The sequence below is a fragment of the Porphyrobacter sp. SLTP genome (genome assembly GCF_009905735.1).
Lineage (GTDB): Bacteria > Pseudomonadota > Alphaproteobacteria > Sphingomonadales > Sphingomonadaceae > Erythrobacter.
In genome coordinates this window covers 92,345-108,457 of the sequence record NZ_JAAALE010000012.1, presented here as the reverse complement: position 1 = coordinate 108,457, position 16,113 = coordinate 92,345, and the positions used below count along the sequence as shown (strand labels likewise).

Genomic DNA, 16,113 nt, shown 5'->3' with positions numbered 1-16,113 from the left:
CGCTAGCCGTTGAACGCATCGACCGTGATCGGTACCCCACCCGCATTATCGCGCCCGATTTCGCCGTGCCGACGCTGATCGAGGGGCCGGGCTTCAAGCTCGTCCCGCTCGGCCCCGCGCTGACCGAGATCGACTATCGCGCCTACATGGCGTCGATCGCGCACCTGCAGAAGACCTTCACCCGTAGCACGGGCTGGCCACATGATGGCCTGACACTAGCTGATGCGAAGGCCGACATGGACACCGAAGCGGGACGGTTCGCGCGGCGCGAATCTTTCGCCTACGCCGTGCTCACCCCCGATGGTTTGCGCGAACGGGGCTGCGTCTATGTCTATCCGGGCAGGGCAGGCAGCTATGACGCCGAGGTCCGGTTGTGGGTGACGGCGGAGGAATATGAAGCGGGCTTCGATGCCGAGCTATACGCGTGGACGAAGGGTTGGATCGCCCGCGACTGGCCCTTCCGGAACGTCGCCTATCCAGGGCGGGCGATTGCATGGGAAGAATGGGACGCAATGGTTGCCGCGGGCAAGGCGCAATAGGCGACGCGCCAATCATCTCTTGTCGTCACCCCGGACTTGATCCGGGGTCGGGTTGCTTCAGCGCGGACATGAGGGCCGGGGTCTGCATCAGGTTGCGAATCTGATCGGTGATCGAGCGCCCGTCGCTGGATGCAACCTTGAGCAACTGCTGACATTCATCCCGGGTCCAAAGCCTGTCCGGCGTCACGTCATACCGATCGAGCGGCAGATGGCGGGTGAGAAGGAAGCTGTTCCCCGCGTTGTCATGCACAACCATGATCGACGCATGTGCGAGAAGATGTCGGAGCGGGCGAAATGATCTCCAGCGCTCAATCCGTTTGAGGAGGGTCTGACAGCGTTTGTTGCTGCTGCGGTACAGGCGATTGCACAGCGTCTGCAGACTGGAAAGCGGTCCCTTGTCGATGGGGAGGTCCAAGGCGATACACAACTGCCCTATGGCGCGTTCGGCGACCGCGAATTGCGTGAGCACGCGCCCCAGCCAGTCGAATGGCTCGACAGGATCGGGTTGTATCTCGAAGGCCGCGAAGGTGGGCTGTTCCGACATAAGCAACCCATAAGACACAAGGCCTTAATCCTTCGTCACCCACCGTCCGATCAATAAGGCACCGCCCCCTTCTCCCGCTGCGCCTTCGCCGCCGCGGTCCACCATGCCAGATCGTCCGCAAAGCGCGGGAACTGCTTTGCCAGCGCCTTGCCGCCGTCGCCGACCGGTTCCCCCTTCTCGTCCAGCGTGTCCTTCATCGGCCCCACCGCGATGGTGCTCGACACCACCACCATGCCCATTTCGCCGAGGATATCGCGCCACGCGAGCGCCGCGCGCACCCCGCCGAAGCGCCCGGCGGAGTAGCTCGCGATTGCGGCGGGCCGCCAGAACCACTCTTCGAGGAAGTGGTCGGTGAGGTTCTTCAGACCCGGCTGCACACTCCAATTGTATTCGCCCACCACGAACAGGAAGGCATCTGCGCGGCGGATCTTGCTCGCCAGCGTTTCCAGCGCATCGGGCGCCTCGCCTTTCGGATATTCCTTGTACATCCGGTCGAGCATGGGGAGATCGAGCGCCTTGGCATCGATCAGCTCGACATCGCACCCCCGCGCCTCAAGCTCGCGGACGCAGTAATCTGCGAGCCGGATGCCCTGCCGGTCGCGGCGGTAGGAGCCGTAGAATACGAGGATGCGGTCAGCCATGTCAGTCTCCCGCGCCGTCACGGCACGATGGTGGTGAACAGATAGGTCGCGAAGATCACGAGGTGGATCACACCCGGCACAACCGTGGTCCGGCCCTGGCCCAGCGTCAGGCTCGCCACCAGCAGTGTCAGCGCCAGCAGCACGATCCCGCCCATCGACAGCCCGAGTTCGAGATCGAGCCCCAGTGCCAGCGCCACCATCGCCACCGCCGGGATGGTCAGCCCGATCGAGGCCAGCGCCGATCCGATCGCGAGGTTGAGACTGGTCTGCACCCGGTTGGCCTTGGCCGCGCGCAATGCGGAGAAGCCCTCGGGCGCCAGCACCAGCGCGGCGATGATGATCCCCACCACCGCCTTGGGCGCGCCCGCTGCCTGCACGCCGGCCTCGATCACCGGAGAGAGGTTCTTGGCGAGCAGCACCACCGCCACCAGCGCCGCCAGCAGCATCGCCGCCGCCGCCGCTGCCTTGGGGCGCGAGACCGGCTCTTCGTGGGCGTGATCGTCGGCATCCTCAATGTGGTGGATGAAATGATCGCGGTGACGGATGGTCTGCGCGACCACGAAGGTGATGTAGACGATCAGCGATACGGCCGCGACGAACACCAGCTGCGTCTCGGTGTAATAGGCCTCGGGCGCGCTGGTGGTGAAGCGTGGCAGGACCAGCGTCAGCACCGCGAGGGTCGCCAGCATCGCCAGGCCCGTGCTCACCCCGGCCTGGGTATAGGCCTGCTCCAGATGGCGCCGCCCGCCTGCGATCAGGCAGATGCCGATAATGCCATTGATGGTGATCATGATCGTCGCGATCAGCGTGTCGCGCGCCAGCAGTTCGGTGTCCTCGCCGCCCGCCAGCATGATCGAGACGATCAGCGACACCTCGATCACCGTCACCGCCAGCGCGAGGATCAGGGTGCCGAACGGCTCTCCGACATAATGGGCGATGATTTCGGCATGATAGACCGCCGCCATCACTGCCGCGCCCAGCAGCAGGGCGATAATTGTGGTGGGGGCGAACCCCTCCGGCTTGCCCAGCGCCAGCGCGGCGATGCCGAGCACCGGCCCGATCAACGTCCAGAGCGGAAGTCCGAAGGTGAGGCGAGCGGCGGGGGATGGGGTGGCGGTAGCTGTCATGCGCGTCAGCCTATCGCATTGTGGCGGCGCGGGAAACGACGCTGAAACGACACCCGAAAAATTCGGGGTGGCCCGCCCCCGGCGCGCGCCTTAGACCGCAGCCATGACGACCGTCCTCGACACGCTGACCGAGAAGGAGAAGCAGACCCTCCGGCTGATCCTGCGCGGGCATGACGCCAAGTCCTCGGCGCAGGCGTTGGGCCTGTCGGTGCACACGGTGAACGAGCGGCTGCGCGATGCGCGGCGCAAGCTCGGCGTCACCAGCAGCCGCGAGGCGGCGCGGCGGTTGCTGGCAGAGGAAGGCGAAGAGGCCCCCGAAAGTTTGGGGGACAAGGCTTTGGGGGATGCGGCCGAGGGGTCTGGCGCGGCAGGGGCAGCGGCATCCGCTACCCAGCGGCGGGCGTGGTTCGGCCTTGGGCCGGGCCTTGCTCTCACCCTTGCCGGAGTGCTTGCCATGTCCTTGATTCTTGCCGCGCTGTTCCTCCCCGCCTCGCCGCTCTCGGTGCTGGCCCCCGCCCCTGCGGTGTCAGCCGCCGCGACGGCCGAGGCTGATGCTGCCGCCGCCGCCCGGGCGGCCGAAGCCTTCCTGACGCTGATCGACGAGAGCCGCTGGGCCGAAAGCTACGCCGCTACCGGCTCGCAGTTTCGCCAGCTCAACAGTCTGGAGCGCTGGACCGAGGTGTCTGAAAAGGTGCGCCCGCCGCTCGGCACAGTGCTGACCCGCAATCTCGTCACCAACGAATTCGTCCCCGCTCCGCCCGAAGGCTACCAGCTGGTCAAGTTCGCCAGCAGCTATGCGGACGGGACCAATCAGGTCGAAAGCGTCTCGCTGGCGTGGGAGGATGGCGCGTGGCGCGTGGTGGGGATTGTGATCGGGTGAGGGCCGGGCGTTACGCCCGGCTGGCCGCGGCGCGCCATTGCTGTACGAGCATTGCGCCCGCGGCCAGTTCCATCACGCCAAGGCCGAGCGCTATCCACGGGGCGGCTGGGAGGCTGAGGATGCCCACCGCGCCCGCAGCGATGAACGCCGCTCCCAACAGGGCAAAAACCAGTCCCCCGAACATCACCGGGAACGTGAGGTAGCGCAGGCCGACCCCGATCGCCACGATCGGGACCGCGGCGAAAGGTGCCTCAGCCATGCCGAGCCAGCCGATAAAGAACCCGCCGAGCAGCACGGGGACGGTGGCAATCGCGATCCACTCCAAGCGCTTGCCAGTGGTGGAGGGCGAGGCCTTGAACACAAATCGCTCCACCAGCCCTGCCACTGGCGCGATGGCCAAGCCGCAGACGAACAGGGTGACGAAGGCGGGCTTGGGGCCGGCGGCGAGAAAGGCGATTGCCGCCGCGAGCCACGCCAGGCCCGATACCAGCACGCCCGCGCCGCCGTTCACATGGGCGCGACGGAGATCGAGTTGTGCTGCGGATAGTGCCATGCGGTCCCCCTTTGTTGAAGGAGAGCTTAGCGAGAAGGAGGCCTGCGGCAAAGCCGCAGGCTGACGTCAGACGGGTTCGGCGAGCTCGCGCCGCCGAGCTGCAGCGCTGCGCGCCTCCCGGCCTCAGTACATATGCTGGCCGCCGTTGATGCTCATGGTCGAGCCGGTCATGAAGCCGCCGTTCTCGCTGGTCAGGAACGCCACCCCGCGGGCGATTTCCTCCGCCATGCCGAGGCGGCCGACGGGGATTTTGGCGACGATCTTCTCCAGCACCGGCGCGGGGACGGCGGCGACCATGTCGGTGTCGATATAGCCCGGCGCGATCGCGTTGACCGTTACCCCGAACTTCGCGCCTTCCTGCGCCAAGGCCTTGGTAAAGCCGTGAATGCCGCTCTTGGCCGCGGCATAGTTGACCTGTCCGTATTGCCCCGCCTGTCCGTTGATCGAGCCGATGTTGACGATCCGCCCCCACCCGCGTTCGCGCATCCCGGGGAAGGTCGCCTTGGCCATGTTGAAGCACCCGCCGAGGTTGATGCGCATGACATCGTTCCAGTCCTCGAAGCTCATCTTGTGCAAAGTGCCGTCGCGGGTGATCCCGGCGTTGTTGACCACGATATCGACCGCGCCGAATTCCTCCGCCACGGCGGCACAGCCCGCTTGGGTCGCCTCGTAATCGCCCACGTCCCAACGGCGTGCCGGGATGCCGGTGGCCTTGGTGAAGGCTTGCGCCTTCTCCTCGTTCCCGGCGTAATTGGCGATGACGGTATGGCCCTGGCGCTGGAGCCGCTTGCAGATCGCCTCCCCGATCCCGCGCGTTCCTCCGGTGACGATGGCTACCCGGCCCATGCTCTTCTCCCCTTGACGTGATGCGGTTGTACCAGCGCAACCTAGCCGTGCCGTAGGGTCAGGGAAAGCGGGGAATAGCTATGCGCCTCGGCGCCGTTGAAACGCCAATGACCGGGCGATGATCGTGCAATGAGCGGGCAACCACGGGCCAACGCCCGGTGGATCAGCGCGGGATCAGAACTTGATCTGCGTCCCGACGTAAACCGCCTGGCTATCCTGCACCGAATTGGTCAGCGGATTGAGCCGTTCCCGCTCCTGCGAGTAGCGCACGCCTGCCGTCACGTTGAGATTAGGCGAAAGGCGGAAGCTCCCGCCCAGACCCACGGTCTGCGCAGCGGTCGAATCGAGTGTGTTGGGCGAACGGCCGGCAATCTGGCGATCTTCAAGCTCGATCCGCGGCTGGAGGCGGCTGGGCTTGTCTTCGGCCTTGGGGCGCGAAGGTTCGAACTGCGCCAGATCGGGCAGCGAGACGTTGCTGACCTTGGCCGACAGATCGACCGAACGGGCAAAGCTCTTGTAGCCGCGTGCCGAACCCAGCTGGAACTTGCTCGAATCCAGACCGGTGAGGCCCAGCCCGCGGCCCGGTACGGCGTCAATCGCCTTGCGCACCGTGATCGCGCGGGCGGTGTCATCATCCATCCGCACCGCGACTGTCACTGTGCGCTTGCCCGACATGGTCGGCGCGCTGGCGGGGGTGAAGCGAATGCCGCGGGCGCGGGCCTTGTCAGCCACGCGGGCAGCCAGATCAGGATCAACCGAGGCCGGGGTGAACATCCGCAGGCCCAGCGCATCGAGCGAGGCCGCCGTGCGCACCGGGACGATTTCGCCCGCCAGCGCCAGTCCGGCGCTCGGCACGGCAAGGGCCAGCGCACCGCACGCCAGCGCGTACAGGGCAAACGACCGCAGCGGTTGCTGCGCCTTTGCTGACCTGTCCGACTCGCGTGCCATTATGCTACCCGTTTCCTGTTCTGCTGCGCCCCGGATTTCCGACTGGAGCGCCTTTGCCTCACCACGCTTTGCCTTAACGCCAGCTGAGTCGCGGTCACTTTGAAATATAGTGATAGTCTCGCGCCGGCCGCTTGCAATGGGGTTGCTGCGACACGAAACAGATTCGCGCCGCACCTGTGGCACCATGCACACAGAATGTTGCAGGGTGAGGTAAATTCAGGCTGGGTAAAGCCCGCGGGCGCTCTTGCAGCGGCGGGCTTGACCGCCTCGGCCGGGGCTCCGCGCGGATGATGCTTGCCGCATCAACCCTTGGGGCTATAGAGCGAGGCCGATACAGATGATGAGGATGATCCGGCTGTGACACGCGCCAATTCCGCCACTTTCTCCAAGGCCACTGGTCGCCCGGCCGGCAAAGTTTCCTTTGGCCGCCGCACGCTCGGCCTTGCGCTGCTTGGCGTTTCGCTGGTGGGCCTCAGCGCCTGCGGCGGCGGCGCCCGTCCGCGCACCGAACTGTCGGCGGCCCAGCTCAACACCATCGGCGTCAACGCCTATCTGTGGCGTGCCGCGCTCGACACGGTGAGCTTTGCGCCGCTGCTTCAGGCCGACAGCAGCGGGGGCGTGATCGTGACCGATTGGTATTCCAATCCCTCCAACCCCAATGAGCGGGTCAAGCTGACCGTGACGATCCTCGATCAGGATCTGCGCGCTGATGCCCTGCGCGTCGCGGCGAGCCGTCAGGTGAACGAAGCCGGCAACTGGGTCGAAGCCCCGGTGCAGGCCGCCACTGTCCAGAAGCTTGAGGACATTATCCTCACCAAGGCCCGCGATCTGCGCCGTCAGGCGATTGCTTCGTAGAGTTTCCGCTTCACTCGGAAAGAATTTTACATGACCGAAACCCGTTTCGACCCTGCCGTCGCCGATGACCGCTGGCAGCGTGCCTGGACAGACGCGGGGACGTTCACCGCTGATTCGAACAGCCCGAAGCCCAAGAGCTACATCCTCGAGATGTTCCCCTATCCTTCGGGGCGCATCCACATGGGCCATGTGCGCAACTACACGATGGGCGACGTGCTGGCGCGCTACCAGAAGATGCGCGGGTTCGAGGTGCTGCACCCGATGGGGTGGGACGCCTTCGGGATGCCGGCCGAAAACGCCGCGATGGAAAAGGGCGTGCACCCGGGCGGCTGGACCCGCCAGAACATCGCGCAGATGAAGGCGCAGTTGCAGCGCATCGGCTTCGCGCTCGACTGGACGCGCGAATTCGCCACCTGCGATCCCGAATATTATGGCCACGAACAGGCGCTGTTCGCCGACCTCTACGAGGCGGGCCTCGTCTACCGCAAGGAATCGACCGTCAACTGGGACCCGGTCGACATGACCGTGCTCGCCAACGAGCAGGTGATCGACGGCAAGGGCTGGCGCAGCGGCGCGGAGGTCGAAAAGCGCAAGCTGAACCAGTGGTTCCTCAAGATCACCGACTTTGCGGACGATTTGCTGGAAGGCTTGGGCAGCCTTGAGGACTGGCCCGAGAAGGTCCGGCTGATGCAGGAGAACTGGATCGGCAAGTCGCAGGGGCTGGAGTTTTCGTTTGATCTCTCCGATGGCGGCAAGCTGGCTGTTTACTCCACCCGCCCCGACACCATCTTCGGCGCGAGCTTCTGCGCCATCGCGGCCGACCACCCCATCGCGCAATCGCTCGCTGCCGACCCCGAGGTCGCCGCCTTCATCGACCAGTGCAAGAAGGGCGCGACCACGGCCGCCGCGCTCGAAACGGCGGAGAAGCTGGGCTATCGCACGCCGATTACCGCGAAGCATCCGTTCACGGGCGCGGACCTGCCGGTCTTCATCGCCAATTTCGTGCTGATGGAATATGGCACCGGCGCGGTGATGGGCGTGCCGGGGCATGACCAGCGCGACTTCGAATTCGCCACCAAATACGAACTGCCGATCCTGCGCGTGGTCGCCAGCGATCCGGCCAAGGCTGACGAGCCCTTCAAGGGCGAGGCCGAGGCGGGCGACGGGGTGATCGTGAACAGCGACTTCCTCAACGGCATGAGCGTCGAGGACGCCAAGCAGGCGGTCATCACCCGCGCCGAAAGCGGCGGCTGGGGCGAGGGCCGCACCGTGTGGCGCCTGCGCGATTGGGGCGTCAGCCGCCAGCGCTATTGGGGCACGCCGATCCCCTTCATCCATTGCGATGCCTGCGGCGTGGTGCCGGTGCCCAAGGATCAACTGCCCGTCACCCTGCCAGAGGATGTCAGCTTCGATATCCCCGGCAATCCGCTCGAACGCCACCCGACGTGGAAGCACGTCGACTGCCCCAAGTGCGGCGCTGCGGCGCGGCGCGAGACGGATACGCTCGACACCTTCGTCGATAGCTCGTGGTACTTCCTGCGCTTCGCCAGCCAGCCGGCCGACCGTCCGTTCGACCCCGAAGAGGTCGCCAAGTGGATGCCGGTGCAGCACTATATCGGCGGGATCGAGCACGCGATTCTGCACCTGCTCTACGCCCGCTTCTGGACGCGGGCGCTGGCGCACATCGGCAAGATCAGCGTGGCTGAGCCCTTCGCGGCGTTATTCACGCAAGGGATGGTGACGCACGAGACCTATAGCCGCATCGATGCAACGCGCGGCGTGCCGGTGTTCTTTGGCCCCGAGGAAGTGAATCGCTCGTCCGAGGGTGCCACGCTGCTTGCCGATGGCGGAACGGTCGAAGTCGGCCGCGTCATCAAGATGTCGAAGTCGAAGAAGAACGTCGTCGATCCGGACAACATCATCGCCCGCCACGGCGCGGATGCGGTGCGGTGGTTCATGCTGTCGGACAGCCCGCCGGAACGCGATCTGCCGTGGTCGGATGCCGGGATCGAGGGCTGTGCGCGCTTCGTCCAGCGCTTGTGGCGCTTGTTCGGGCAGGCGAGCGCAGGCGGCGCGGGCGCCGATGCGGAATACGACAAGGCGCTGGACCGCAAGCTTCACCAGACCGTCGCCGCGGTCGCCGAAGATATCGAGGCGCTGAGCTTCAACAAGGCGGTTGCGCGGATCTACGAACTGGTCGGCGCGGTCGAGAAGGCACCGCTGTCCTCCACCCGCTCCGACGCGATCCGCAAGCTCGCCGTGCTGGTCTCGCCGATGATGCCGCACCTCGCCGAGGAAGCGCGCGCGACCTACGGGCTCGGGACCGGCCTCGTCGCCGAATCCGCTTGGCCCGACGTCGATCCGGCGCTGCTGGTCGATGACGAGGTCACCATCGCCATCCAGCACATGGGCAAGCTGCGCGATACCGTCACCGCACCCAAGGGGGCGTCGAAGGACGCGCTCGAAGCATTGGCGCTCGCCTCGGCCAACCTGCAACGCTCGGTTGATGGCGCTGCGATCCGCAAGATCATTGTGGTGCCCGACCGATTGGTGAATATCGTCACCTGATGCGCATTCTTTTCGCCCTGCTGGCCCCCTTGGCCCTCACCGCCTGCGGCCTGTCACCGATGTATGCGGGCGGGGCGAGTTCGGGCGCGGCACAGGGAATTGCTGCGGTCGATATCCCGGCGATTCAGGGGCGCGGCGGGTGGCTGGTCAAGAACGCGCTTGATGCGCGGCTTGGCGTCGCGGGGCAGGTGACGCCGCAATACCGGCTGGACGTCAGGCTCGACGATTCGCTCGAAGCCCTCGGTGTGCTTAACGACGATACCATCAGCCGTGAACGCCGGATCCTGCGCGCGCGCTATCAGCTGGTGGAGCTGGCGACAGGCTCGGTGCTGCTCGATGCCACCGCAGGCTCGGACGCGGGGATCGATGTGGTGTCCAGCGAATATGCCACCATCGCCGCCGAGCAGAAGGCGCTGGAAAACCTCGCGCTCGAAGTTGCTGACCGGATGGCGACGCAGATCGCCGTCACGCTGCGCAGCCGCGCCGCTGCGGGCCAGTGAAGGCCAAGAACAGCGATTTCGCCCGCGGCCTGCCGCAAGGCGCGCTCGCCGCCCGCATCTTCTTCTTCTGCGGCCCGGATGAAGCCGGGGCGACCGCTGCCGCCAACCGCTTGGCCGCCGCCTTTCCCGATGCGGGTGAGCGGGTGGAATTGGCGGGCGCAGACCTCAAACGCGATCCCGCCCTGCTGGGCGACGAAGCGCGCTCGACCTCGCTGTTCGGCGGCGCGCGCCATATCTGGGTGCGCGCCAGCGGCGATGATGCCCATGACGCGCTGCAATTCCTGATCGAAACCGCCGAGGCTGGGGCGGGCGAGGCGGCGCCGGTGATCGTCGTTGCAACCTCCGCCACCGACAAGTCGCGCACGGCCAAGCTGCTGGAAAAGCGGCCAGATGCGCTGGTGGCGATGTTCCATCCGCCCGATCTGAAGGACGTGGCGCAGGCCGTGCGGGGGATGGCCGATGCGGCTGGCCTCAGGCTCGGCGGCGATCTGGCGGAGCGGATCGCGCGCGGCGCGGGGCTTGATGTGCGGCTGGCGCAGTCCGAAGTCACCAAGCTCGCGCTCTATTGCGATGCCGATCCGCAAGCCCCCCGCCCCGCCACGCCCGACGATCATGCCGCGATCGGCGCGGCGACCGAGGAGGACGGGTTCGCCCCGCTGGTCAACGCCGTGCTGGGCGGGGAGCTTGGCAAGATCGCGTCAGAGATCAAGCGGATGCGCGAGCTGGGTCTGAACCCGGTCGGTGTGGCGCTGGCCCTGGAACGGCGCGCGGCTCAGTTGGCGCAGATCGCCGCTTACCTTGGCCCGCGCGGCAATTTCGACCAGATCGACAAGGGCGCGGAAATGCGGCTCGGCATCTTCTTCAAGGAGAAGCGCGATATCGGCAACCAGTTCAAGCGCTGGACGCTGCCCGCCGCGCGCGGTTCCAGCGAGACTAGGCTCGACCGGCTCATCCCGCGCCTGACCGCGCTGCACCGCAGCCTGCTCGCCAATAGCCAGTCGGCCGAGTTGCTGCTCGCACAGGAGCTGGCCGAAATCGCCCGCTTTGCGGCGAAGCGGTAGCACGCCCTCCTGATCAGTTCTTTTGCGGGACCGTGAAGCTGCCGGTGACGCGGCCCTGACCCGCAGGTGCACCGGGCGCGCCGATGCTGGAGCCAGAAGCGGTGCCGTCCACGGTGGAAAGCCCGCTCGCGAGGTCGATCACGAGACGCCCGCCGTTCAGCGTGTCGGTGCCCCGGCGCAGGCGGACATTGCCCGCCATGGTGATGATCCGGCGGTTGAAATCATAGATCGCATTGTCGCCGCTGGCGCGTTCATCGCCGCGCGTGATGACGACCCCGCCGGTCGCGGTGATGCGCTGGATTTCGAGGCTCCCGCCGTCGGTGAAGTTGACCAGCATCCGGTCGGACTGGATGCGCAGGTCCGCCTGATTGACGATCACCCCGCCGCTGAAGATCACCTGATTGGCGCGGTCATCCAGCACGAACTTGCCCGCGTCATAGGTGACGGGCGCCTTGGAATCGTGGCTGGCGATGCTCTGCGCGTTAAGGCTCATTCCGCCCACCAACGCGGCGGTCAGCGCAAAGCCGCCGATCCCCCAGATCAGGGCGAGCCGGGCAAGCGGGGTGCGGGAAGCGGGGGCATTCTGGTCCATCACGGCATCCTCAGCTGGCCGGGTATCATCGTCAGGCGCGCATTGCCCTCGAGCGTGATCGTGCGCGCGGGCAGATCGGCGCGCATCGTATCGGCGGAGAAGGTCCCGGCCGGAACCTCCCCCGAAACGCCGGCATCGCCCTGCATGGTGCGCGCCTTGAGATCGACCGAAACGCCGCGCGCGATCATGGCATAGCCATCCGAGGCGGTCAGGCGGACCGGGCCGTCGACCGTCACGGTCTCGGCTTCCAGATCATACACGCCGCCGTCCGCGCTCAGGCGGGCAGGCCCTTCGGTCAGCAACAGCTGCGCCACCAGATCGCGCATCCGCACCAGTCCCTCGACGCTGGAACGCTGCACTGCCTCGCCCGCCAGCAGCGAGAAGGGGCGGCCCTGATTGTCGCGGCCGCGATACATCGCATTGTCGACGCTCAGGCGCTCGTCAATCTGGGCGACCTTGTTGCGATCAAGCAGGAAGCTGACCTCGCCGCGCGGGGAAAGGGGGGTGATGATCATCAGCGCCGCAACCACGCCCACGCCCATCGGTAGCGCCCGCGCGAGGAACCGCACCAGCCGATCATGCGAGCCGCCGGGCGCAGCAAAGGTCTGCCGCCGACTGCGCAAAGCCTGCGCTTCGGATGTCTCGATGGTGGTTTCGGCGGGGGCCATGACGGGGGTGTGCCTCGGGCGTCCTTACATGTGGCTGAAGATATCGCTTTCGGCCCAGCCGGCGACATCGAGCAGCGCCCGCGTCGGCAGGAAATCGAAGCACGCCTGCGCAATCGCGGTACGCCCCTCGCGTTCGAGCCGCACGGTGAGTTCATCGCGCAACCGGTGGAGATAGCGCACGTCCGAGGCGGCGTAATCGCGCTGCGCTTCGGACAGCACCGGCCCGCCCCAGTCGGAGCTTTGCTGCTGCTTGGAGATATTCTCGCCCAGCAGTTCCTCGACCAGGTTCTTGAGGCCGTGGCGATCGGTGTAGGTGCGCACCAGCTTGCTGGCGATCTTGGTGCAGAACACCGGCCCGGCCATCACGCCGAGATAGTGATGCACGGCGGCGAGATCGAACCGGCCGAAGTGGTAGATCTTCACCCGCGAGGGATCGCCCAGCACCGCCTTCAGGTTCGGCGCGTCATAGCGGCTGCCGGGGTTGAAGCGCACAAGATGCTCGTTCCCCGTGCCGTCCGAAATCTGCACCACGCACAGCCGATCCCGCGGGGTGATGAGGCCCATCGTCTCGGTATCGACCGCAAGATCGGTGGTGCCGGTCAACACGCCGGCGGGGAGGTCTTCTTCATGAAAATGCACTGCCATGCCGCTCGCCCTACGCCGATTGGGGAAAGAGGGGAAGGGGCGAGTGGCGCGGAGAAAGAACCTGCCTTACCCCGTTCGTGTCGCGCGAAGCCGAGACACCCCCGCACCGGCCTCGCGACTTCGCTCGAGGCGAACGGAGAACTGTTTTTGTCCGACACCATCCCCGAAACGTGGCGCCCGGCGCTGGAGCCGGTGCTGAGCACGCCCGAGGCGCGCAAGCTGGGCGGGTGGCTGACAGCCGAGGAAGCCGCGGGCAAGCAGATCTATCCCCCGCGCGGCACCCGGCTGGCGGCGCTGGCGCTGACCCCGCTGCCCGAGGTACGCTGCGTGATTCTGGGGCAGGACCCCTATCACGGGCCCGGGCAGGCGCATGGGCTGGCGTTCTCGGTACAGGCGGGCGTGAAGGTGCCGCCGTCGCTGGTGAACATTTACAAGGAGCTGGAGGCCGACCTCGGCCTGCCCCGCGCGGCGGCTGGCGATCTGACACCGTGGGCACGGCAGGGCGTGCTGCTGCTCAACAACACGCTGACGGTCGAGGCCGGGCTGGCGGGCAGCCATGCGGGGCGCGGGTGGGATGCGGTGACGGATGCCTGCGTGGCGGCAGTGGCGGAGCGGGCGGAGCCGACCGTGTTCATCCTGTGGGGCTCCCATGCGCGCAAGAAGGCGAGCCGGGTGCCTGCCCTCGCGCGCGCCTCACATCATCTGATAGTCGCCTCGGCCCATCCTAGCCCGCTATCGGCGCATAACGGCTTCTTCGGCTCGCGCCCGTTCAGTCAGACCAATGCGTTTCTGGAAGAGCATGGGCGCGGAGCAATCGACTGGAGATTATGATGAGTGACGATGTGATCCTGTGCGAAGTCGCCGATGGCGTGGCCACCGTCACCTTGAACCGTCCGCAGGCGATGAACGCGCTCAACCGCGCGCTGCGCCAGCGCCTCGCCGAAGTGATGCGGAAGGTCGATGCGGATGATGCGGTCCGCGCCGTGATCCTGACCGGGGCGGGAGAGCGGGCGTTTACTGCGGGGCTCGATCTGAAAGAGCTGGGCAGCGAGGCAGGGGCACTTGGCAGCGCCAATGCCACCGATCCGGCGGACAATCCGGTCAAGGCGATTGAACTCTGCCGCAAGCCCGTGATCGGCGCGATCAACGGGGTGGCGATCACTGGCGGCTTTGAAGTCGCGCTCGCCTGCGATGTGCTGGTGGCCAGCACCCATGTCCGCTTCGCCGACACCCACGCGCGGGTCGGGATCGTGCCGGGCTGGGGGCTGTCACAGAAACTCTCGCGCATGATCGGCATCAGCCGCGCCAAAGAACTCGCCTTCACCGGCAATTTCCTCGACGCCGCGACGGCGCAGGCATGGGGGTTGGTCAACCATGTGGTCGAGCCTGACGCCTTGCTCCCGCTGGCGCGCAAGCTGGCGGGCGACATGGCCGGGATCGATCCGACGTTCCTTGCCAACTACAAGCGGCTGATCGACGATGGTTATGCGCACAGCTTCGGCGAAGGGCTGGCGCTGGAAGCGGAACGGTCAAGCGCCGCCAACTCAGCTGTCGCGCCTGAAGAGGTCGAAGCCCGCCGCGCCGTTGTGCAAGAACGGGGAAGAGGGCAGAGCTAGCGGCGGGTTTCGGGCTGATCGTGTTGGCGTGGGAATGGCTCGGAGAGGGTGGTTAGCTGCCTCATTCGTCACCCCAGCGAAAGCTGGGGCCTAGGGCCTCATACTTCCGCGCTTGCCGCCCTAGGTCCCAGCTTTCGCTGGGATGACGAAATTGTCAGGATTGCTTGCGAACCCGCGTCAAAGCGGCCGCCCGTCATCCCCCGTGCGCGGCAATCCATTCCTCGACCACCGGCGCGACCTTGGTGCGCCAGCGGCTGCCGTTGAAGATGCCGTAATGCCCGGCGCCTTCGGCCATATAGTAGCGCTTCTTGTTCTCGGGCAGGTTTGGCGTCAGCTTGAGCGCCGCCTTGGTCTGGCCGAGGCCGGAGATATCGTCGCGCTCGCCCTCGATCGCCAGCAGCGCCGTGTCGGTGATCTGGGTGATGTCGACCAGCTCGCCCTTGTGGCGGAACTCGCCCTTGGGGATCGAGTGCTTCTGGAACACCTCTTCCACCGTTTGCAGGTAGAACTCGGCGGTCATGTCGCAGACCGAACGGTACTCGTCATAGAAGGTCTTCGTCGCCTGCGCGCTGGCATCGTCGCCCACGGTCAGGTGTTTGAACATCTCGTAGTGGCTCATCATGTGGCTTGAGAGGTTCATGCTCATAAAGGCGTTGAGCTGCATGAAGCCGGGATAGACCCGGCGGCCGGAGCCGGGATATTTGTGCGGCACCGTGGCGATCACGGACTGGCGGAACCACTCGATCGGGCGCTGCATCGCCATGTTGTTGACGACCGTCGGGCATTCGCGCGTGTCGATCGGGCCGCCCATCATGGTCAGTGTCGCCGGGGTTGCGGGCGATTTGTGGAGGTTCATCAACGCGACCGCCGCAAAGGCCGGAACCGAAGGCTGGCACACGGCCATCATGTGAATGCGCGGGCCGTTTGCGTCGGCGTGCACGTGCTCGGTGAATTCGATCAGGTAGTCGATATATTCATCGAGGTCGAAATTCCCCGCATCGGTCGGCACCATCTTGGCATCGGCCCAATCGGTGATGAAGACATCGGCGCTTTCCAGCATCCGTTCCACCGTACCGCGCAGCAGCGTGGCGTAATGGCCGCTCATCGGGGCGACGATCAGCAGGCGCGGCCGGTCTGTGGGCGTGCCTTCGACCGTGAAGTGCAGCAGATCACCGAAGGGACGCTTCAGCGCGACGCGTTCGATCACGGCGTGCGGCTGGCCGTCAATCTCGACTGCGGTAATGCCGAATTCGGGCTTGCCATAATGCGCGGTCGCATGGGCAAACACGTCAAGCGCGTTGGCGACCATCGGCCCCATGCCCAGATAACCGAACGGATTGGAGGGGTTGTTCAGCATCCCGGCGCTGATCGAAGCGAGCGCGCTGGCGCTGTTCAGCCAGCTGCGCTGGAGCTCATAAGCATGATAAAGCATCAATTTACCTCAGGCGACGAACGGTTTGGCGCCTTATCCCGTGGCACCTTGCCGCTACAGATGCGCCTTCGCTGGCCATTGTGCAATGCACAATTATG

The 16,113-nt window shown here is 66.1% G+C and carries 18 protein-coding genes; 8 read left to right on the top strand and 10 right to left on the bottom strand.

Annotated elements, in window-relative coordinates:
• Positions 1-17: 17 nt before the first annotated feature.
• Entirely contained in the window at positions 18-539 is a 522-nt protein-coding gene (locus tag GVM20_RS11570) for a twin-arginine translocation pathway signal protein (protein ID WP_353653150.1), read from the top strand.
• Positions 540-564: 25 nt separating this feature from the next.
• Here GVM20_RS11570 and GVM20_RS11565 read toward each other — a convergent pair whose 3' ends face one another.
• From GVM20_RS11565 to GVM20_RS11555, 3 genes are read right to left on the bottom strand one after another with little or no spacing between them, the layout of a single operon-like run.
• Positions 565-1,083, bottom strand: coding sequence for a hypothetical protein (locus tag GVM20_RS11565; RefSeq protein ID WP_166547341.1), 519 nt, complete (start codon positions 1,081-1,083; stop codon positions 565-567).
• Between the two features lie 50 nt (positions 1,084-1,133).
• The gene (locus GVM20_RS11560; protein WP_166547340.1) at positions 1,134-1,724 is read right to left on the bottom strand and encodes an NADPH-dependent FMN reductase; all 591 of its coding nucleotides are present in this window, start codon (positions 1,722-1,724) and stop codon (positions 1,134-1,136) included.
• 17 nt (positions 1,725-1,741) lie between these two features.
• The gene (locus GVM20_RS11555) at positions 1,742-2,851 is read right to left on the bottom strand and encodes a calcium:cation antiporter (RefSeq protein ID WP_166547339.1); all 1,110 of its coding nucleotides are present in this window, start codon (positions 2,849-2,851) and stop codon (positions 1,742-1,744) included.
• A gap of 103 nt (positions 2,852-2,954) precedes the next feature.
• Here GVM20_RS11555 and GVM20_RS11550 point away from each other — a divergent pair, with 103 nt between their 5' ends.
• Positions 2,955-3,731, top strand: a complete 777-nt coding sequence (locus GVM20_RS11550) for a helix-turn-helix domain-containing protein (protein ID WP_166547338.1) — start codon at positions 2,955-2,957, stop codon at positions 3,729-3,731.
• A gap of 10 nt (positions 3,732-3,741) precedes the next feature.
• On the opposite strand, the gene GVM20_RS11545 is transcribed toward GVM20_RS11550, so the two are convergent.
• The 3 genes from GVM20_RS11545 to GVM20_RS11535 form a co-directional block, all read right to left on the bottom strand.
• Positions 3,742-4,284, bottom strand: a complete 543-nt coding sequence (locus GVM20_RS11545) for a DUF7010 family protein (RefSeq protein WP_166547337.1) — start codon at positions 4,282-4,284, stop codon at positions 3,742-3,744.
• A gap of 123 nt (positions 4,285-4,407) precedes the next feature.
• Entirely contained in the window at positions 4,408-5,130 is a 723-nt protein-coding gene (gene phbB, locus GVM20_RS11540) for an acetoacetyl-CoA reductase (protein WP_166547336.1), read from the bottom strand.
• A 174-nt stretch (positions 5,131-5,304) separates the two neighbouring features.
• Positions 5,305-6,078, bottom strand: coding sequence for a hypothetical protein (locus GVM20_RS11535; protein ID WP_166547335.1), 774 nt, complete (start codon positions 6,076-6,078; stop codon positions 5,305-5,307).
• Positions 6,079-6,525: 447 nt separating this feature from the next.
• Between GVM20_RS11535 and GVM20_RS11530 the strand changes: the two genes are divergently transcribed.
• Genes GVM20_RS11530 through holA form a run of 4 tightly spaced genes read left to right on the top strand, consistent with a single transcriptional unit; the run spans position 6,526 to position 11,062 of the window.
• Positions 6,526-6,933 (top strand): DUF3576 domain-containing protein, encoded by a 408-nt coding sequence (locus GVM20_RS11530; protein ID WP_166547355.1) that lies wholly within the window; start codon positions 6,526-6,528, stop codon positions 6,931-6,933.
• Between the two features lie 30 nt (positions 6,934-6,963).
• On the top strand, positions 6,964-9,501 hold the full coding sequence (leuS, locus tag GVM20_RS11525) for a leucine--tRNA ligase (RefSeq protein ID WP_166547334.1): 2,538 nt from the start codon (positions 6,964-6,966) through the stop codon (positions 9,499-9,501).
• Positions 9,501-10,001 carry an LPS assembly lipoprotein LptE gene (lptE, locus tag GVM20_RS11520; protein ID WP_166547333.1) on the top strand — a complete coding sequence of 167 codons (501 nt, stop codon included), beginning with the start codon at positions 9,501-9,503 and terminating at the stop codon, positions 9,999-10,001. The genes leuS and lptE overlap by 1 nt, the downstream gene beginning before the upstream one ends.
• On the top strand, positions 9,998-11,062 hold the full coding sequence (gene holA / locus GVM20_RS11515) for a DNA polymerase III subunit delta (protein ID WP_166547332.1): 1,065 nt from the start codon (positions 9,998-10,000) through the stop codon (positions 11,060-11,062). Before lptE ends, holA begins: the two co-directional genes overlap by 4 nt.
• Before the next feature lie 13 nt (positions 11,063-11,075).
• Here holA and GVM20_RS11510 read toward each other — a convergent pair whose 3' ends face one another.
• The 3 genes from GVM20_RS11510 to GVM20_RS11500 are packed head-to-tail and all read right to left on the bottom strand — an operon-like array spanning position 11,076 to position 12,967.
• Complete coding sequence (locus GVM20_RS11510; protein ID WP_166547331.1) at positions 11,076-11,654, bottom strand: LptA/OstA family protein; 579 nt, start codon at positions 11,652-11,654, stop codon at positions 11,076-11,078.
• Positions 11,654-12,322: an LPS export ABC transporter periplasmic protein LptC gene (lptC, locus tag GVM20_RS11505; RefSeq protein WP_166547330.1), complete on the bottom strand. Its 669-nt coding sequence runs from the start codon at positions 12,320-12,322 to the stop codon at positions 11,654-11,656. Before lptC ends, GVM20_RS11510 begins: the two co-directional genes overlap by 1 nt.
• A gap of 24 nt (positions 12,323-12,346) precedes the next feature.
• The gene (locus tag GVM20_RS11500) at positions 12,347-12,967 is read right to left on the bottom strand and encodes a ribonuclease D (protein WP_166547329.1); all 621 of its coding nucleotides are present in this window, start codon (positions 12,965-12,967) and stop codon (positions 12,347-12,349) included.
• Between the two features lie 147 nt (positions 12,968-13,114).
• Between GVM20_RS11500 and ung the strand changes: the two genes are divergently transcribed.
• Positions 13,115-13,798 (top strand): uracil-DNA glycosylase, encoded by a 684-nt coding sequence (gene ung / locus GVM20_RS11495; RefSeq protein WP_199799573.1) that lies wholly within the window; start codon positions 13,115-13,117, stop codon positions 13,796-13,798.
• Positions 13,798-14,583 (top strand): enoyl-CoA hydratase, encoded by a 786-nt coding sequence (locus GVM20_RS11490; RefSeq protein ID WP_166547328.1) that lies wholly within the window; start codon positions 13,798-13,800, stop codon positions 14,581-14,583. The genes ung and GVM20_RS11490 overlap by 1 nt, the downstream gene beginning before the upstream one ends.
• Positions 14,584-14,776: 193 nt before the next feature.
• On the opposite strand, the gene GVM20_RS11485 is transcribed toward GVM20_RS11490, so the two are convergent.
• Positions 14,777-16,015 (bottom strand): polyhydroxyalkanoate depolymerase, encoded by a 1,239-nt coding sequence (locus GVM20_RS11485; protein WP_166547327.1) that lies wholly within the window; start codon positions 16,013-16,015, stop codon positions 14,777-14,779.
• Positions 16,016-16,113 lie beyond the last annotated feature (98 nt).